General features: G+C 36.3%; 13 protein-coding genes. 1 reads left to right on the forward strand and 12 read right to left on the reverse strand.

The features are described from left to right. Positions 1–209: 209 nt before the first annotated feature. Together arsB and FJ213_09585 are read right to left on the reverse strand one after the other, a co-directional pair. Positions 210–1,244 carry an ACR3 family arsenite efflux transporter gene (gene arsB, locus FJ213_09580; protein MBM4176404.1) on the reverse strand — a complete coding sequence of 345 codons (1,035 nt, stop codon included), beginning with the start codon at positions 1,242–1,244 and terminating at the stop codon, positions 210–212. A 167-nt stretch (positions 1,245–1,411) separates the two neighbouring features. Further along, complete coding sequence (locus tag FJ213_09585) at positions 1,412–2,554, reverse strand: hypothetical protein (protein ID MBM4176405.1); 1,143 nt, start codon at positions 2,552–2,554, stop codon at positions 1,412–1,414. A gap of 555 nt (positions 2,555–3,109) precedes the next feature. Here FJ213_09585 and FJ213_09590 point away from each other — a divergent pair. Then, positions 3,110–5,206 carry a carbohydrate binding family 9 domain-containing protein gene (locus FJ213_09590; GenBank protein ID MBM4176406.1) on the forward strand — a complete coding sequence of 699 codons (2,097 nt, stop codon included), beginning with the start codon at positions 3,110–3,112 and terminating at the stop codon, positions 5,204–5,206. Between the two features lie 58 nt (positions 5,207–5,264). Here the strand turns inward: FJ213_09590 and FJ213_09595 are convergent, their stop codons facing one another. The 10 genes from FJ213_09595 to FJ213_09640 form a co-directional block, all read right to left on the reverse strand. Further along, positions 5,265–5,789 (reverse strand): T9SS type A sorting domain-containing protein, encoded by a 525-nt coding sequence (locus FJ213_09595; GenBank protein MBM4176407.1) that lies wholly within the window; start codon positions 5,787–5,789, stop codon positions 5,265–5,267. An 819-nt stretch (positions 5,790–6,608) separates the two neighbouring features. Beyond that, positions 6,609–7,796 carry a T9SS type A sorting domain-containing protein gene (locus FJ213_09600; protein ID MBM4176408.1) on the reverse strand — a complete coding sequence of 396 codons (1,188 nt, stop codon included), beginning with the start codon at positions 7,794–7,796 and terminating at the stop codon, positions 6,609–6,611. Positions 7,797–8,182: 386 nt separating this feature from the next. Then, entirely contained in the window at positions 8,183–11,245 is a 3,063-nt protein-coding gene (locus FJ213_09605; GenBank protein MBM4176409.1) for a T9SS type A sorting domain-containing protein, read from the reverse strand. 16 nt (positions 11,246–11,261) lie between these two features. Further along, positions 11,262–11,690 (reverse strand): hypothetical protein, encoded by a 429-nt coding sequence (locus tag FJ213_09610; protein ID MBM4176410.1) that lies wholly within the window; start codon positions 11,688–11,690, stop codon positions 11,262–11,264. A 110-nt stretch (positions 11,691–11,800) separates the two neighbouring features. Then, positions 11,801–13,981 carry a T9SS type A sorting domain-containing protein gene (locus FJ213_09615; protein ID MBM4176411.1) on the reverse strand — a complete coding sequence of 727 codons (2,181 nt, stop codon included), beginning with the start codon at positions 13,979–13,981 and terminating at the stop codon, positions 11,801–11,803. A gap of 71 nt (positions 13,982–14,052) precedes the next feature. Then, positions 14,053–14,724, reverse strand: coding sequence for a T9SS type A sorting domain-containing protein (locus FJ213_09620; GenBank protein ID MBM4176412.1), 672 nt, complete (start codon positions 14,722–14,724; stop codon positions 14,053–14,055). Between the two features lie 1,068 nt (positions 14,725–15,792). Further along, positions 15,793–17,544 carry a T9SS type A sorting domain-containing protein gene (locus FJ213_09625; GenBank protein MBM4176413.1) on the reverse strand — a complete coding sequence of 584 codons (1,752 nt, stop codon included), beginning with the start codon at positions 17,542–17,544 and terminating at the stop codon, positions 15,793–15,795. An 80-nt stretch (positions 17,545–17,624) separates the two neighbouring features. Next, complete coding sequence (locus tag FJ213_09630; GenBank protein MBM4176414.1) at positions 17,625–17,864, reverse strand: hypothetical protein; 240 nt, start codon at positions 17,862–17,864, stop codon at positions 17,625–17,627. A 67-nt stretch (positions 17,865–17,931) separates the two neighbouring features. Continuing rightward, on the reverse strand, positions 17,932–19,098 hold the full coding sequence (locus tag FJ213_09635; GenBank protein MBM4176415.1) for an NAD(P)/FAD-dependent oxidoreductase: 1,167 nt from the start codon (positions 19,096–19,098) through the stop codon (positions 17,932–17,934). Positions 19,099–19,102: 4 nt separating this feature from the next. Beyond that, on the reverse strand, positions 19,103–19,318 hold the full coding sequence (locus tag FJ213_09640) for a hypothetical protein (protein ID MBM4176416.1): 216 nt from the start codon (positions 19,316–19,318) through the stop codon (positions 19,103–19,105). Positions 19,319–19,893: the final 575 nt, after the last annotated feature.

Consider the following 19,893-nt stretch of genomic DNA (forward strand, 5'->3'; position numbering starts at 1 on the left):
AAATAGCTTATTGTTGTCTTCATCATTAAAACCTTTCAAAGAAATTTAATCTCAAGAAATTTTAATCGGTCGAATTGACCTATTTTAACCGCAAGTTAAGAATCTATTTGCTTTCAGAAAAGGAAAAGCGAGAAATAATGCTTTCTAATTCGTCTAATTATTTATTGTAGAATTCGAGTCACTCCGATTAAAATATTTCAACTGTGGAACTAAGGGAAGTATTTCTTCTTTAACCAGAGTGAAACACTAACCAATGAAATCAATACAGGCACTTCGATGAGAGGACCGATAACCGCTGCAAATGCTTCTCCGCTATTGATTCCAAAAACAGCAATTGCAACAGCGATGGCTAATTCAAAGTTGTTGCTTGCAGCTGTGAATGATAATGTTGCTGTTTTAGAATAATCCGCACCAATTTTTCTCCCGAGATAAAAAGATACAAGAAACATTATCACAAAATAAAAAACTAATGGTATCGCTATTCGAATAACATCAAGTGGTATCTTAACGATGTATTCTCCTTTCAGAGAAAACATAACAAGTATTGTGAATAGTAATGCGATCAATGTAATTGGAGAAATTTTAGGAATAAATTTTTTCTCATACCAATCTTTAGTTTTTACTTTCAGCAGAACAAATCGAGTTATTATACCAGCAATGAATGGAATACCAAGGTAAATAAAAACAGATTCTGCAATCTGTCCGATTGTTATATTAACAGTAAAAGTCTGTAAACCAAGCCACGAAGGAAAAACTGTTAAGAATACATATGCATACACAGAAAAGAAAAGCACTTGAAAAATAGAATTGAAAGCTACGAGCCCGGCAGCATATTCTGCATCTCCTTTTGCAAGTTCATTCCAGACAATTACCATTGCGATACAGCGTGCAAGTCCGATCATAATTAAGCCGGCCATATATTCAGGATAATCTTGTAGAAAAATTACAGCAAGAACAAACATCAGGACTGGCCCAATTACCCAATTTTGAATCAGAGAGAGTGATAAAACTTTTGCATTTCTGAATACGTCACCAAGCTCTTCATATTTTACCTTTGCAAGCGGAGGGTACATCATTAGTATCAAACCAATCGCAATCGGAATGTTTGTTGTGCCGCTCTGAAATTTATTCCAGAAATCAACAATTCCTGGAAATAGATATCCGGAAAATACCCCGATAAGCATCGCGAGAAAAATCCAAAGCGTTAAATAACGATCTAAAAATTTCAGTCTTTGAAGAAGCATAATTTAATTAAGTTATTTTTTGAGTTATACAGAACAGTCATTCTGAATCCGTCAACTGACGGATGAAGAATCTGATTAATTGAATTTTCAAGATTTTTAGATGTTTCGTCCGCCGAGGCGGACTCAACATGACATAATGTCAATTCTGCATAAATGCAGTTATTTTTTTATTCACTCCGTTTTTGAATTACGAATCGGTCAATTATTTGTATCTCAGTTCCCATGACAGTAATTGAACCTTCTTTGGGAAATGAACCATAAGTGGTTGCTTCAACTCGATCATCAAAAACTTTGAACAGGACATAATTGAAAGCTTTATGTCCGACAAAATCTCTTGATGCTTGTGAGTTTTCGTTTGGGCCATGGTAATAATTTAGCGTTTCATAATAAGGAATTGCTTCAATGTATGTCATCTCTTGACCATATCTTTTCTGCTCAGGATTATCACCATACTTTGGATTGAATTCGTATAAAGGTGCACCGCTACTACCGGTTGTTATTTGAAAAACTCCATCAACAGATTGCCTGCCATACATATGCTCGTGTCCATTGATAAATGCTGTTACTTTATATTCATTTAATAAACTCCAAAACTTGTTTCTTCTATCGAGATACCATTTGCGTGTTGAATCTAACGGGGGAGAAAAGTTTCTGCCTAAGTTTGGGAGTCCATCTCTCAAATGTCCACCAATTGGAAAAGCAGGCTCGTGACTTATAACAAAAATTTGTTTAATGCCTCGTGATTTTGCATTTGATAGATCGTTCTCAAGCCAGTCGAGATGCTTGATGTAATGTCTGTCAGGTTTGTCGTCGGTTGTATCAGCTAAATCGCCGTAATGCCACCGGTCGCTGGTCATAAAAACAAAATGTGAGTTTTCGTAGTCGAATGAATATGTCAAACCTTTTTCATCATCCGGTCCGTTCATGAAAACATCGGGAAAGAGTTTCCTGAAATTATCTTCATCGTCGCGGTGCTGAACTTCGTGATTGCCGACTGTCAGCCAAACTTTAGGCCAAACCATGTTCGGATTATTATAGATAGGAGACATAACTTTTTTCCAGAATTGAAGCTGCATGTAAGTTAAATTCGGATCGAATCTATTTCCGGCGACCATATCTCCTGCAAACACGATAAACTTAACATCTTTTTGATTCTCAACAATATGATTCACGATAGTCGATAACACCGCTTCGTTCACTCCGTTGTTGCTGCCGCGGCTGTCGGACATTGCAATGAACTGAAACAGCTGAGCCGTGACAGAAGAAAAAGTTATCAACGAACAAAACAAGATCATATAAAATCTGTGCATTACATATCCTTAATTAGATTATTACAAAGTGTGACAAAGTTAAGTCGATTTTTTGAATTATTGAAAAGTTTTTGAGTGATGATTCTTTTCTCTACATCCAAATCGATCCCCTAAATCTGAAATAATAATTTGATAACCTCAAAGAATTTTCATGAAGCAAATAAATGAGGTTGGCACAAGAGGTTCTCCCGATACACGATTTCCTCGAAATCGTACTCGAGAACCGTGAAATTTTTTTTAGGTTTTCGAGTGTGGTTGACTAAAATGTACTTCAATTTATCATTCCCGTGTAAATGCTCAGCATCCTTTTGACGGGAATCTAAAACCAACGAAAATATTATGGATTCCCACTCACCACTTGCGTGAGGACAGGTTTCGTGGGAATGACTAATGAGAAAAAATTAATTTTTAGACAGCCAGGAAATAGATAATCATTGAATAGTTTTTCTAAATCGAATATGAGATCAATACTTCGTAAGCGAGATTATTTTTAGTATTTTTGCCCTCACTATGCCGAACATATCGAAGTCACTCGCTTTATTATTTATTTTTCTAATGACTTTTTTCCTAACAGAAGGATTTGGTCAGAAAATAGTCACTGCAGTTGAAATTTTTACTCCGCCTTCAATTGATGGCATGCTAAACGATTCCGTCTGGAGTTTAGCTGTACCGAATTCAGAATTTTTACAGCAGGAACCAAAAGCAGGCGAAAATCCCACATTCAAAACTGAGATAAGAATTCTTTACGATAAAGAAAACCTCTACCTCGGAATTATGTGCTACGATCCTGAGCCGGATAAAATAGTTGCACGCGAATTGAAGCGCGACGGAAATCTGCGCGGCGATGATAACATCATGATGATATTCGATACTTTTAACGACGACCGGAATGCTTATTGGTTTGGTACAAACCCGCTCGGAATGAGAGACGATGCTATTCTTTATGGGTTTGATTATCGCAGCTTCAATGAAGAATGGCATGGAATATGGGACGTGAGTTCGGCAATTGTCGACAGCGGCTGGAGCACCGAATTAGTTTTTCCATTTTCAACTTTTAAATTTCACGATAAAGACGAACAAACTTGGGGATTTAATTTACTTAGACAGATCAGAAGATTGAATGAACAAGCGATTTGGTCTGCAGCAGGGAAAAATCTTGGATTATTTCGAATTGCTTTTGCTGGTGATCTAGTAGGAATAAAAAAAATTAAAAGGGGGGATCCAATTTACATTAAGCCATTTTTAACAGGAGGGTTTCAACAAGGTGAATCGGTAAAGAAAAAAAATTTTGAGCCCGGTTTGGATATCAAGTATGGAATTACACAGAACTTCTCCCTCGATTTGACTTTCAACACGGATTTTGCTCAAGTCGAATCTGACAGAGCAAGGATCAATCTCACTCAGTTTCCGCTATTTTTTCCTGAGAAGCGGGAATTCTTTTTAGAAAACGCGAACGTTTTCGATTACACTTTTGGAGCGGGCAATAATTTATTTTACAGCAGGCGGATCGGAATTAGTGATGAAGCGCAAATCCCGATTATTGCAGGAGCAAGACTTGTTGGCAGAATCCAGAAGGTCGAGCTTGGTGTAATGAACATCCAAACCGAAAAACGTGGCGCTGAACCTACAACCAATTATGGTGTGGTTAGAATGAAATACGATCTATTCGATCAATCTTATGCCGGATTTATTTTCACTAATAAGATTTCGAAAAATAAATTCAATCGTGTTTATGCTGGGGATTTTAATTTTACTTTTAGTGAAATATTCGGCGATCAGACTATGGCAATCGGTGGTGGAGTAATGAAGTCAGAGGATACTGATGGGGGAAAAAATTCCTGGGGGAGCAAGTTCTTCATAAATTATCCAAATGATTTGATCAATTTTTTTACCAGCCATAGATATGCACAAAAAGATTTTAATCCTGGAATCGGATTTATGTACAGAACAGGCTTCCAATCTCTTGTTTTCAATTTGAAAGTCTCTCCAAGAATTAATTGGAATGAAGTTAAACGATTGAACTTCGAGCCGATTGAGTCGGATATTTATTGGAATGATAAGGGCGAGCTTTCGATTATTAGAGCAAGCTTTGTACCCATCGGTTTGTCAACTAATGCAGATGATAATCTTGAATTTAAAATCAATAGAAGATTTGATTTTTTAGAGAGCGATTTCAATATCTTCGATACAACCGTGATCCCAATCGGGAAATACTGGTACACGAGCTATGAAGTTGACCTGGAAACTTCTCGAAGCAGAAAAATCTACGGCGGAGTTGAATACAGTTTCGGAGATTATTTAACCGGAAAGAAAAAGTCTTTTTCACTGAATGTTTCCTCAATTTTGAGCAAGCATTTATCCATCTCGGCTGATTATGAAACAAATACGATTAAGCTGCGTGAAGGAATTTTCACAACTAATGAGTTCGGAACTAGAATCCGTTACGATTTCACAACGATGATCTATTCTTCTATTTTTGCTCAGTGGAATAATGAAGAAAATGAGATTAACATCAATTACCGTTTCAACTGGCAGCCAAAGATTGGGAGCGATTTCTATCTCGTTGTGAATCATATGCTGTCAACGGGAAGAAAATTCCGCACGAAAGATATTGCAATCCTTGCAAAGATAGTTTGGCTGTTTGTGATTTAGAGGGCTGCAGAAAGATGCCATCCCGGTTTGTTGAGATGGCATCTTTTCTAATGAAAAATTATTTCAGCAGTATCATCTTCTTCAGCTCGGAAAATTTTCCGGCTGTCAGTTTATAAAAATACACTCCACTTGATAGGTTATTTGCAGCAGAAAATTTAACTAAATGTTTTCCTGCTTGTTTAAACTCATTCACTAAGGTTTGAACTTCTCTTCCTAGAACATCATAAACTTTTAGAGTTACAAAGCTCGGCTTTTGTAATTCATAGCTTATAACAGTAGATGGATTAAACGGATTCGGATAGTTTTGATACAGAGAATATGAGTGAATTGAGAACGATTCATCGTCAACTGATGTAACTCCAGTAACTCCATTTTCATTATATATAGCAAGACCATGTGAAAACGTCCCTATCCACTTATTATTAAATCTATCAATCTTCATTGATATTATGCTCCAAGGGTTAGTAACATCCGGAAATGTCGTGAAAGTAGTTCCATCAAATTTAACTAAACCACGATCCGTTCCAATCCATAAGTTATTATCTTTGTCCACAGTAATAACATTTATAAAATTATTTGGCATTGGGGAGTTAGAAGTATTGTATGAAATAAATGTACTGTCGTTTACCCATTTCAGTAATCCTTGATCTGCAGTGCCTAACCATCTAACTCCGTTCAGATCTTTTGCGAAAGAAAAAAATCTTTGTGATGGCATCGTGGTATTAGTCGTATCGAATATTTTCCAAGTATCATTATATAAAAGTACGAGCCCTTTATAAGAACAAATCCATAATGAATCCCCCTCCTTCTTCACTTGTCCCCCATATCCAGTTGGCATAGGTGAATTGATTGGACTAAAAAGTGTAAAATTAGAATTATCAAACTTTATCAAGCCATAACGTGTTGGGGAGAACGACCATTTATTACCGTTATTATCAATTTCCATTTGTGGGAATTTTGTATATCCCATAGCTCCAATTCCTTCATACTTATATACATTCCAATTAATTCCATCAAATTTATAAAATCGGTAGCCATGGTCTATCCAATTACAATTTGAACTATCCACTTTTACCGCAGTAAATTGCCATGGGAGTGTGTCTCTTACAGAGATGTTCCAGTGAGTCCAGTTTATTCCATCATATTTAAGTAAACCAGAGTGAAAACCATATAAAGAGTAACCGATCCAAAAATTGTCATAGTTATCAATTTCTATTGAGTTAACTATGTCAAATTCTAAATCCGAATTAACTCTATTAATAAACAACCATTGATTTGTTTGCGCGAGATTTATGTTTGTTAAAAATAATAGCAACAAAATTATAACTTTTAATTTCATTGTATATCTCCTTTTGTATTTAGTATAAACTTAAATAAAGAAGTAAATAGATATTTTCTCTATTTACCTAATAACTATCATCTTTTTAATATCATAAAAATCACCAACATTAATTTTATAAAAGTAAACTCCACTTGTTAGATTACTTGCTTCAAATTCAATTTGATATTTACCTTGTAATTTGAACTCATTCACTAAAGTTTTTATCTTTCTTCCCAAAAAATCATATAGATTTATTGTCACAAAGCCTTCTATAGGCAAATAGTAACTGATGAATGTTGTTGGATTACCCGAATGGGTGGCTTCGCCAAATGGATTGGGATAATTTTGATTTAAAGTAAAAACTACTGGTGAACCTCCGACAGCTTTTTTCTGTAATTCTGGATCGATCAAAATAGATTCAATATTTGAATACGCTGCAGATAAAATTGTACCGTTCAATCCACGTACTTTATAACTTATTTGTTGTGTTTGATTACCCCCTGGCCAAGTTATCTCATTATCAATAAAAGTATTTGTAAGCGAGGTGCATCTATCTACCCAATCACCATCCCCTGATTTTCTTTTAATTGGAAAGCCCGTGTTAAATTCATCTGATGACCATGTAAGTATTGGATGCTGTGTTCCGGGTTCGAAAGATATCTCTAAGTTATATGGAGAGGGAGGTTCGAAATAAATTGTCAGAGGGGAATTATTATAGTTCTTAATTTCCCACACGTTTAGTGTATCCCCTGATGAATATTCTGTCCAATCGGATGCGTTAGGACTATAAAACAACCTATTTGGTGTCCCAAATACAAATTTTATAAAAACATCTGGATTTTGATCTCCATAATGATTATCACGAGTATCATAATAAAAATACACATACGGACTTTTACTATACGGACTTTTACTAGTGGTCACCTTATAGAGTCCAAATGCTATTTCCGGTGTGTTTTCACCTGGTGGTATTGAATGTGAAAACCAACAATCCCACTTAGAAGGATCACTTGTATCGCTAATACCTGTCGTAATTAAACTACTAGATATTAAATTAGAATTACTGGTTATTGGGAAATAGCTTGTACTCTGTTTTTCCCAGGTGGTCTTTTGACTCGTTATTGTATAAGTTATCTGCTCATTTACGCCTACTCCAAAAGTTCCAACAAAAAGAGCTCCTTCGGTAACTAGCTCTTGTGAGAAAGAAATCTTGTACAAAGAAAAAATTAGAATTGCAATTAAAAAGTGTTTAATACCGCCTCCCAAAATAAATTGTTAAAATATTTATTGTCAACCAAGAGCAGTATTTTTTTCGATTCAAGATTTGGCTCTGTAAATCTCAGCAGCAGTTTTTATTAATCTCTACTACAAGTAATTGTAATACATTCGGCAAATAAAGTCAAGTACAAAAACTATTCAATCTCACTGACGAATTGAAAGATTCCACTCAATAAAAAAAAGATGCCATACGTCAGCTGACGGATGGCATCTTAATTTAGTTCTCTCGATACACGATTTCTTCGAAATCGTACTCGAGAACCATTGAATGTAGTTGTTTTTCGAGTGTCCACTAACTGGACTTGTGATTTAAATGGATATTAAAAAGATTCCATCCCGACTTGTCGGGATGGAATCTATATTTTATCTATACAAAATTACTTCAGCAGTATCATCTTCTTCAGCTCAGAAAAATTTCCGGCTTCTATCTTATATAAGTAAACACCGGATGAAACTTGTCTTCCGGAATTATCTTTTCCATTCCATTCGATAGTATATGTTCCAGGAGCTTGATGATTATCCACCAGCTTTGCAACTTCACTTCCATTTAAATCATAAATAATTACAGAAACCAATTGTTCATTCGGCAAGCTGTATTTTATTCTCGTAACGGGGTTAAATGGATTTGGATAATTCTGTGAAAGATCAAAGTGTTTCGGGACTCTCGTTTCTATATCAACCACAGATGTAAGCGTTTGAATTTTTGCACGCATGAAATATGTCTCATTCCAGGATGACCAAGACACGCCATCGAAATCCCAAGCCCTGCCGTTATCAATCGGATCGAAGCCATACATCGGCTTGTTTGTTCCATCATAAAAAAGTCCAACAAAGAAATCGTCACTCACATTTATATTGTAAGAAGAGAGATTTATTTCATCCCAACCGGGAGGAACAGCAACTCGAGTTGAGAGCGTCGTAAGATTCGATCCAGGCGCCGAACCTGATTTCCCTTTTATAAATGGCTGGTACGAACCTGTACCGGCATTTATCCCAGTAAAGTAAATACTCATTTGAGTTACTTTAGCAGGTGTGATAGTTGGAGTCATTCGGTTTGCAGAACCTGCACCAGGTGTATTCCAATAATAACCGCTTGATGGAATTCCATCGTCATAATTCAAAGTTACTTCGGTTGGAGTAGTCCCGCCTGAGAGTGGAGCTTTGAACATGCTTCTTCCATGAGTTGCTGCGAACAAATATTTGTCGCTTGACCGATAATCGAGATCTGCAATGCTGACATTAGCTAAACCGCCGTTATCAGTTACCCAAGTGCCGCCATCGTTGATTGATGAAAAAATTCCAAGGTCTGTTCCGACGATTATCTGGCTTGCATTATCTGGATTTAAAGCAACACAATTTACAGGCAAATTCGGCAGACCGGAAGAAATATTTGTCCACGTCGATCCGTAGTTGGACGTTTTATAAATTTTGCTTGATGAAGTGTAACCCGAATAAGTTAGATAAGCAGCCCCAGGATTGGTTGAAGAGATTTCGATATCTGTTACATACAAAGTTGGTAAACTGCTTGAGACGACTGACCAGGAACCGCCATTATTAGTTGTAACCTGAACTCTGCCGTTGCTGCATCCGGCATAAATTACATTTGAATTTCCTTTAGCGATTGCAATAGCAGAAATCGTTGCGCCAGAAGAACCAGAACCATCGCCGGTCAAATCGCTGCTAATGGCAGACCAATTATTTGCGCCATCTGTTGTTTTATAAAGCTTGTAAGTTCCAGCAATTAAAGATTGTGAGTTATTAGGATCCATAATAAACGGAGCGATGAATTGGCAGCGCTCGGTCGTTCCATCCCAATATCCTGATCCGACAGGAATTCCGCTCATCTTCTTTGTCCATGAACTGCCATTGTTTGTTGATTTGAAAAATGCAAGATATACGTATTCAGCGTAAAGTGTCGAAGGAGTATTGAAATCAACTTCAGTTGCACCGCCGTCACCACTTAGGATTTCTGTCCAAGTTAGTCCTGAACTTGTTTTAAGCGTGCCATTATCTTGCGTCCCGCCGTAAAAAACATCTGAGGTCGGATGGACCGCACCATAGTAAAATTGAGTTACTTCAAGTCCGTTGTTTAGTGCAGTCCAAGCCGTTCCGCTATTTACGGATTTATAAATTCCTCCGTCAGTTCCAACGAACATTGTATTTGCGTTAGATGGATGGAAAACAATCGCATGATGATCTGCATGTACATAGGCATAGGAAGGATGAGTATACCAATTTGTAATTTGCGACCATGATGTACCGCCATTTGTAGTTTTAAACATATCCACTCCACCAGCGAAAACTATGTTTGGATCGGTTGGATGAACAGATACAATGTTATTATACCAAGCTTGTGAGCCGGTATAATTATTGGCAGTCAGCGATGGACCGGGGACTGTCACAGCTGAAAAAGTATTTCCACCATCAGTTGATTTCTGGAAATGTGAAACACCGCTCGTGCTTAAGTTTAAAAAAGCAGCATATACGATTTGGTTATTTGATGGAGATGTAGCTAATTCTATTCTTCCAGTTCCGGTTACTGAATGAATTGCACTGAATGAACTTCCCCCATCATTGCTTTTATAAATCGCTGATTGATTGAACTGTCCATAACTTGCGAAGATAGTTGTCGGAGAAGTATTTGAAATTTCAATATCAATACAGTGTGCAGATGCACCGCTTAATCCGCCGCTTACAAGGTTCCAATTCGTTCCGCCATTAACAGTGTAGTAAAGTCCAGTTCGAGTAGCAGCATAGAGTCTGCCAGTTGTTGCATCAAACTGTAAATCGTTAACATAGTAGAAACTGCTGTTCTTTGTTGATGATAATTGAGTCCACGCTGTACCGCCATCGGTAGTTTTAAAAATTCCTTCGCCCCGGATTGCATCGGCATTGAAATATCCTTCTCCGGTACCGGCATAGATTATATTCGAATTCGCCGGATCCATTGCGAGAGCACAAACAGCGAGATTTTCCATGTCATCTTTTAATGCCGACCAGCTCGTTCCGCCATTCGTAGTTTTCCAGACGCCTCCACTTACTGCACCAACGTACATAATATTTGTATTCGATGGATTAATTAGAATTGAACGAAGTCTTCCTCCTATATTATTTGGTCCGACTTGCGTCCAAGATAATGCAGCAGCTTTAGTACTCAAAGAGGGGGAATTGAATTTCTTAATATGCTCTAATGCACCACTTCGCCAATTATCCGGAATATAACCGATTGGAAAAGCCCGCTGATCATAATAAAATTTCATAGCTTCCATTGGTTTGTCGTAAGCGGCTTTATTTTCTTTTTTAGATTTTATTTTATGAGCGAGCATGTCTTTAATTGTAAATTCATTTTTTGAATTTTCACTCGAGGTCTGAAAGATCAGGGATAAACTTGTAATTGCAGTTAGAAAAAGAAGTGATAAATGAGGCAGGAACTTTTTCATTTTTTTTCTCCTAATTTTATTGTTGCATGTCCATTATCAACCAACCCATTTTTAGTGTTAGTTTTAGGATTAAATTAACAGTATCTCCTTCGCGTTTGTTCGATAGCGATTTCAACTTTTGGTTTCTTTGATCTGCAGAATTTATTTTTCCTCTTTCATCCAAATAGAAATTTGGGGAAACCATGATTTCATCTCCGGCAGCAGCCATACTCGGCAGCGAACCAATATCCTCGCAAGTTATAAGACGCAGCTTAAGTGAATAATCCTCATCGTTCTTTTTATAAATGCTGAGGATTTTTACCTGCACAAGTGAACGATTGTCTTGTATTGTTGTCGGAGATTTTACTTCACCTTGATCAGTTTGAGTTTGATGCTCTTTTTTAGAACAACTGCTTAGAGCAAGAATAATAAAAAAAAGCACGACAGTTGTCGGTATTTTTACCATAAGGGCCCTCATTTTTTTGTTTCAAGTTAACAAATTAATTATAAGATGCAAGGATGAGATGCAGTTAAATCTCAGGCATGCTGCAAATGTTTTAAAGGATTAACTATTTTTCACTTCACTACAACCATTTTCTTAGTCTCAGTGTAATTACCGGCTTTGAGCTGATAGAAATAGATCCCAGTGGATAATTGAGAATTGAGAATTGATAATTGAGAATTATAAATTCCTGGGTCATTAATTTCATCAACAAGCGTTGCAATTTCTCTCCCGAGCACGTCATAGACTTTCAAAGATACATGTTCTCTTCTCAATACTGAATACTCAATGCTAGTTACTCCATTGAATGGATTAGGATAATTCTGCGATAGAGAGAATCTCTCTGGAACGTTTGCGGGTTGATAATCCTTAACGTCAAGTATCACTCCACCTTCACGGTAAATAGATAATCCGGCATTTGTCCCGATAATTTTATGATTCGCTCCGTCAATCTCAATTGATGTTATGGAGTTGCTCGGAAGCTCGGAGTTAGATACATTGAACACCTGCCAGTTCGTTCCATCGTATTTTACCAAACCTGCATTCTCTGTTCCAATCCATAAGTTTCCAATTGTATCGACTTTTATTACTCTTATCCAATTGCTTGGGAGCCCGGAGTTCGATGTGTTGTAAACAGTCCAATTAGTCCCATCGTATTTTACCAATCCATAACGCCAAGTGCCAATCCATTTATTATTTAGACTGTCTATTGCCAATGAGATTATCCAGTTTTCCGGTAAACCGGAAGTCGATGTATTGTAAACACCCCAGCTTGCTTCATCGGTTATAACCAAGCCATTCTCCGTTCCAATCCATTTATAGTTGAATTTATCTATCAGAATTGAGCTGATGTATCTGCCCGGAAGACCAGAATTATATCTATTGTAAATAGTCCAATTGATTCCGTTAAATTTAGCTACACCATTATCGGTTCCTATCCATTTGTTCCCGTATGAATCGATGTTAACGCAAAGTACGTTATTGCTTGGGATGGGTGAGTTCGAAGTATTGAAAGTATCCCATTTGGCACCATTAAAGTGAAGCAATCCGTTGAACTGCGTTCCGACCCAGATTTTGTTAGCAGAGTCTGTTTTAAGAGTTTGTATGTAAGTTCCGGGAATTTCACCCCGCCAGCTTGTTGTGTTTTTATCTGATTTATGAAATACAATTCCGCTTCCGTAAGTTCCGATTAAGATGTTACCGGATTTATCGTATGCAACAGCTTTAACATAATCGTTTTGGATGCCGGTGTTGTTGTTATCGAAAATAAACCAATCAGCGCAATCGTATTTAACAACTCTATTATCATTAGTCCCCAGAAAAACATCTGAGCCGTCAGATAGTATTATATTGATCCATGAATAAGGTAATCCAGAGTTCATTTCGTCAAGTTGGAGATAATTGGTGGTGTCATTGAAAATTATTACAAATCTATGAGACGGAAATAGAGCGTCTCCATGAAAACCTATCCAAATTCGACCAGCACTGTCTTCAGTAATTGTTGTAAATCTATGTGAATCATTCTTAAAATAATGAATCCATCTGCTTCCGTTAAAAATAGCAATTCCAAGATATCCACCAATCCAAATATTATCATGTCTATCAATATAAATGTCTAATATTGTTTCAGGAATACGTGAGGAAGTTCTGTTAAATGTTATCCAGCTTGTATCATTAAATATTGCTAATCCGCCGTTCCACCCAGTTCCGATGTACTTCTTATTAAATCTATCAATAGTAATTGCGGTTACTTTTATTTCTGGAAGTCCAGAATTCCCCGTCCAATATCTTGTCCAGTTTGTGCCATCAAATTTAATTAATCCTTTTTCCTCAGTACCGATCCATATATTTCCAATAGAATCAAATGCAACAGCATTTATTATGTTTTCCATAATACCTGAATTCGCGGTGTTATAGATAGTCCATTCGATTCCATCGTATTTTGCTAGCCCATAGCCGTTGGTCAAAAACCATTTGTTATCGTTTTTATCTATCAGAAGTTTTTTAATCGTAGACTTTGGTATTCCTGGAATTTGGATTTCGATATTTGTCCAATTAAAATTGTCGTATGTTACAACATCACCATTTCCCATTAAAAACCATTTTACTTTTTTCTTGTCTATCGCAATCGATAGAATTTTTGAGTTGGTAATCCCAGTTTTATTTTTATTATAAGTACGCCATTCTAAAGATTGTGCCACAAGTGATGTGGGTAAAAGAAAAATAATTATTATTAAGTTTAATATTTTATACATACTTTTTGCACCTAACAGATAAGTGAGATGCAAGCTGAATAATGATCAGCTTGCATCTCAGTTTAACAAAATTATTTAATCAACAAAAACTTCCTGACAGAATAAAAATTCCCAGCCCTTAACTCATAAAAATATATACCGGACTGCAATTCAAAATCTTCGGCATTGAAGTCAATTTCATATTCGCCAGGTTCTTTATGTTCATTTACTATAGTTCCAATAATGTTTCCAAGCAAATCATAGACTTTTAGTGTTGTAAGTACGGCATTAAATTGATTTACTGGAATACTGAACCTAATTTTTGTTGATGGATTAAATGGATTAGGATAATTTTGTTCAAGGGTAAATTGAGCTGGATAAATTCTCCCTACAGCGATTTTATTCTCACCTGTACCATAGCTGATACTAACTGTTGATGAATATTCTGAATGATGACTTGTATAATCCCTTGCTCTGATTCTATATTCAACTTTACAAGGACCATAACCTGCCGAACCTATTGATTCATCTGTAAAATCAGATTTGGAATAATCCCGCGATGCGAAATAATACCAAGGACCAAAATTTCCCGTCCCCAAAGAATCAATGCGTCTATCAATTTTATAGGCAGTGTTATTGTCCGCTCTGACTACATCTGGTTCTGAATTTTTTGTCCAGGTTAATTTTGGATGTCCAGCCCCATCGACAGTAATTGAGAAATTTTGCGGAACTAATGGATTGGCGTCGTATTGGCAATACCGCATGTAGGAAGAACCATTATCTTTCCAGATCAAATAAATATCATTTGAAACAGAAGAACTGCTAAGAGAATTAAAATTGCTTCCGCTTGCTACAGAAACCACTGAGCTCCATGCACCGTCATAAGTTCTATGTTTTAATCCAGAGGCAGAATAAATAATATTTAATTTATTATTTACAGTACGACTGACAGTGCATAATACATTGTCAACATTTTCAGCAACAGTGAGATAGTTCGTCCCATATGAAGTAGCGTCAGCTATTTTCTTTTTCTGCCTAATACGAACAAGTTCGCCATCATCGTATATATAAAATATATACAGACTGTCATCACTGGTAGAATAAATCATTGAACCTGCAGTGTAACTTGAAATAGTTTCACAAACCGACCAGATACCTCCGCCACCAGGGTAATAGAATTTATCCCGTGTGCGGGTTACATTAGTGCTTAACTGCCAGGTAATATGCGCTCTTCTAGCATCGTTGTAATAAGTTGCTCGAATTGAAGGATATTTTGCGTCTGTATTATCACAATCAGATACATCTCCTTCATCAACAGGTGTGGTATCTTGAAATCGGGAATAATATACTCTGTACCTACCATTATTATATCTTGAATCTGCTACATGCAGATAATCAAAATCGCTATCGTAAAACGCATCAAGTCCTTCGCAGGTAGATGTAGAAATGTCGTATGAAGAAGAAAGGCTCCAACTACCTCCCGAATTTGTTGATTTATAATACTTTATATAATTGTCTTTTCTATAGACCACACAAACCACATCTCCTCTTCCAGTAATATTAGCCCATTTTCCGCCTCCGGAACTTTCAAACGTATATTCTGTTTCGCTGATATAAGAACCGCTCGAGTTATATCGATAATATTTTACAGTTGAATTATTGGAAACAACTATATGATTTCCATCCTTATTTGTATAAACTTCTGCTTTATCGAAATTCGTTAAATCTAATCCAGTCGTAACCACACTATTCCAACCCTCACTTTGTCCATATAATTCAAAAGAAAAAATAAACATCAATGTTGTCAATAAATGTTTCATTTTTAATTCCTTCTATTTAATTAAAATTGTTTTGATTGTTTGAATAGTTTGCAGGTTTTTGACCTGTATGAAATACATTCCGCTAGCAAGTTCATATCCATCATTGTTTTTACCATCCCATTCTATAAAATGACCGCCCGAATACAATTCCTGATTTAATAAGACTTTTATTTCTTTTCCTAAGAGATTAAATATTCTAATATCAAAGTGATTGGATTTAAGGTTATTTGGAACAAGAAGTTTAAACTGTGTTTTACTGTTAAATGGATTTGGATAGCTGTGACTTATTCTAAAATTTTCCAGTTTAGTATTTTTATCATTTTTAACGCTTGATAGAAAATTTTCTTTATAAATCCGCGTGGCAGTCCATGCTTGAGATGGAGAAGTTCGCCACCTGTCTCCCGATATAGTTAGTTCCAGCTTACCGTCATTGTCGAAGTCATAAGTATTGACAGAAAAATAGTTAAACCTTTTTGAAAAATTGATATAAAACGGTTCAAAGATATATTTGCCTTCAACTCGCTTGGGTTTTAAGATAATTACAAAATTTTCGGCTACGCAAATTACTAGTTCCTCCTCTCCGTCGTTATCTATATCCGAAGGTAGGGCATAACCTGTAATCCAGGATTCTGCATCAATAAGATAAATCTGATGAATTAGTTCATAACTGTTATCTCCGTTAGATTCAAAACACCAAAGAACTAGAAAAGGATAAGTATATGTGGGAAGAAATTGAGAACCCACCCAAAATTCCGGTTTGCCGTTCTTATTAAAATCGTTTGTTACCATAAAATAAGCAAGATTCGAATAGGGGAGTGTAGTCTCCCATACAATTTGGTATTCTCGTCCAAAAACATTTTCAAGCATAAATAGTTTTGTACCGCTTCCGAAAAAAATATCACCTTTTCCATCCTGATCGAAATCACCAACTGTAAAAGTTCTAAGTTGTCGATCTAATGGACTCCGCATTGAAAATACAGAATCATAATTGTTAGTAAGCGGATTATATTCGAGTATATAAATTCTCATATAAGTCTCTGAACGACAGATTAAATTTGTTCTACCGTTTTTATCCAAATCTAAAATTTTGCAATTAGTTACTAATCCATTTAAATAATTTGAAATGAACATAAAATTCGTTGGCAGAGAATTGATACTATTTCCTGTATAAAATCTTAAATGATGTATTGTATATGGACCCGCTCTAACGCCTAAATCTTTTATCCCATCTCCATTTATGTCTCCTATTGTCACTGGATGTTGTACGAACCATGGCTCAGGTTTATAAATATACTTTAGCGGAAAGTTCTTTAATGAATCCATTTCATATATAACACTATGCAGATCAAGTGTATCCAATCCGTACAGTACTCCATAAATTTCCGGCAAACCATTATTATTCGCATCCGCAATAACTATAGGGTCTGATGGCAAATACGTTGAAACATCAATTTCCTTCCAAAGCTTATATTTTTGCCCGTAAATTGTTGTATCCAACTCGTATGGGTAGATATACTGCGGATCAGGGTAATTTAACTTTGGATCGTCGAATAATTTTAGATTAGCCTCGTTTGATGTTGTTAGTTCAACATAGTTTAATACATCACCCCATTTATTTTCAATTTTATAAATGTCTTTTTCAACTTTAGTTATTACATATCCTCTATCACGGTATTTTTCAATTAACCCTTCAACAGACTGAGAGTGAACATTTTGAACAACAGATAGAGCAATCAGCCAATAAAATATTTTTTTCATTTTCATCCTGTTTATTAAAGGAAAAGAAATAAAGTTCTATTTAAGTCGGATTTCTTCATGAAAACCCAGTCGCATAAAACTTCAGTTCATAAAATATCTGTTTGCGGTAAGTAACTAAGGGCTTTAAGTTCTTCGTTAAGCAGTGGAAAAGTGGTTGGCATAGCAGCAAGTAAATCAGCATTTTGCCCCCCCCCAATAGTATTTAGTACTGAGTACTTAGTATTGAGTAAGAAGAAGGGAGAAAATATTTGGTTGAGATAAACGGGTGAATTATTATTCTTTCTGTTAAGCCCAGTAAAAGAACTGTATGTAAAACAGCTGCGCATAGCATTTATCCCGCTGGTGCAATGTTAAGATAAAAACAGTGTGTTGTCAAGAGAGGGAGGTTGTTTCTTATATCACAAACAGTTTCGCAATATCTATCATTAGACTTGGTTTATCGAAAAGTGCGATCTTAAATACTGCACCAAGTGTTCTTTTCTCTTCTGGAATTTTTATTGCAGAGTGAGCGATGCTGTTGAGCTTTTCATCCGTGAACTTGTAAATTCCATTTTTCACTCTGTAGTACATTTCGTGCTTTTTGCCAACTCGTTGATGCCATTCTTTTGGATATTTTTTTAAATGAGAAAAATCTTTTTTCTTTATTGATTCGGCAGCAATCCTTCCGCAAATGCTTCCACCAACCATTCCGCTTACAATTCCTCCGCCAGAAAGTGGATTAACTTGGTGAGCCGCGTCGCCGCAGAGCATTACGTTTTGCATTACAATTTCTTTTAATGTCAGCGAACAAGGAACTCCGCCTGACACAACTGTAAGTTTTGATATGTTTGGATATTTGGAATCGATAAATTCATTCATGAAGGAAATTGGACTTCGCTTTTTTGCTTTGTCCCCACCAATGCCTAAGCCGATATTTGCAGAATTATTTCCTTTCGGAAATAGCCACAAATATCCACCGGGAGAATATTTTGAGCCGAAGTGAAAATAACATGAAGAGTTTTCAAGATTGATATTCGATACAGTGTATTGAACGCAGCATTCCATATCTGAATAGTGAGTTGTTGTATTAATTCCTGCAAAACGCCCGACACGCGATTCAACTCCATCTGCGGCAATTATAATTTTGGATATTATTTCTTTTTTTTCACCCTCATGTTCGATCTTTACACCGCAAATTTCATTCCCATTACGGAGTAAGTCATATACATACGCTTTAGTAACAATTTCAGCGCCTGAATGTGATGCGATTTTTGCCAGTTCGTAATCAAAAATTCTTCGCTCAAGTACAAAGCCGCGTCGATCGAAATTAAGCTTTACTTCAGTTCCATCGGGTGCGACTAAAATAAAACTTGAGATTGTTGATGCAATCCATTTCGGATCAGGTTCAATGAATTGCTCTATTCCGTCTTTGCTTGCCGCTTCACCGCAGCGGACCGGATAACCTACATCACGATCTTTTTCGAGAACAAGCACTGAAACACCTAGTTCAGCGGCAAATCTCGCAGCGGTTGTTCCTGCAGGACCAGCACCAACTACAACTATGTCGTATTCTTTTAACAATTAATTAAATAGAATTATTCAAAACTTCTTTTTTCAATTCTTGGATTTTATCTTTTCTAAAAACCAATACTTCAATCGGACAGCACCAAACGCACTTTGCGCAATTTGTGCAGAGCGGTTCGATTATTTTTATTTCTGCTTCTTTCAGTTCAATTGCATCTTCGGGACAAACTCCGACACATACTCCACAGAAATCGCATTTATTTGGAATGATGTCAATTAATAGCAAAATTAATTTCTCTGCTTACATTCCAGTTGATTGAAGCTCTTGAACAAATCCTGGCAGAGTAATTCCAAAAACTTTTGAAGTAACAGACTTCTGTTCCTGTTTTACTATATAATCTAAGTCATCACTGATCCAAGTATAAATGTTCAGGTTAATTGTTTCGAAAGGAATATCGACTTTGAAAGTCGTTTTAACTTTGTACGCTTTGAATTTTCCTGCAGGAGTCGTTACATCTTCAAAACCTTCGTTCTTTGCTTTTATTTCAATCGAGATTGATACGGAGGTTGCCGAATCAATTTGAAAAACCGTACTCCGCTTTGGCTGCGTAACATATTCAGCTCCTTCACCTTTTGAAAGCAGTACAAGAGGCATCCAGATCCCAGCAAGAGTCTGTTTTTGTAATTTGATCAAATTGTGCAATGTCATCATTCCAAAACCAGAGGAAGTATCTGTCCATTCATAAATATCTTTGCCAGACACAATTCTTTTATAAGAAGTATCTAGCTCACCTCCACCAGTAATAAAAATCTGAGCCACATCGTTATATCCGCCAAATGAAAAATTAATTG

It is taken from the genome of Ignavibacteria bacterium (assembly GCA_016873845.1).
Lineage (GTDB): Bacteria > Bacteroidota > Ignavibacteria > Ch128b > Ch128b > JAHJVF01.

Bases quoted from the DNA above. Each gene is read 5' to 3' on its own strand.
- arsB (MBM4176404.1), bottom strand. From the start codon at position 1,244: ATGCTTCTTCAAAGACTGAAATTTTTAGATCGTTATTTAACGCTTTGG.
- FJ213_09585 (MBM4176405.1), bottom strand. From the start codon at position 2,554: ATGCACAGATTTTATATGATCTTGTTTTGTTCGTTGATAACTTTTTCT.
- FJ213_09590 (MBM4176406.1), top strand. From the start codon at position 3,110: ATGACTTTTTTCCTAACAGAAGGATTTGGTCAGAAAATAGTCACTGCA.
- FJ213_09595 (MBM4176407.1), bottom strand. From the start codon at position 5,789: ATGCCAAATAATTTTATAAATGTTATTACTGTGGACAAAGATAATAAC.
- FJ213_09605 (MBM4176409.1), bottom strand. From the start codon at position 11,245: ATGAAAAAGTTCCTGCCTCATTTATCACTTCTTTTTCTAACTGCAATT.
- FJ213_09610 (MBM4176410.1), bottom strand. From the start codon at position 11,690: ATGGTAAAAATACCGACAACTGTCGTGCTTTTTTTTATTATTCTTGCT.
- FJ213_09615 (MBM4176411.1), bottom strand. From the start codon at position 13,981: ATGTATAAAATATTAAACTTAATAATAATTATTTTTCTTTTACCCACA.
- FJ213_09620 (MBM4176412.1), bottom strand. From the start codon at position 14,724: ATGCGGTATTGCCAATACGACGCCAATCCATTAGTTCCGCAAAATTTC.
- FJ213_09625 (MBM4176413.1), bottom strand. From the start codon at position 17,544: ATGAAAATGAAAAAAATATTTTATTGGCTGATTGCTCTATCTGTTGTT.
- FJ213_09630 (MBM4176414.1), bottom strand. From the start codon at position 17,864: ATGCGCAGCTGTTTTACATACAGTTCTTTTACTGGGCTTAACAGAAAG.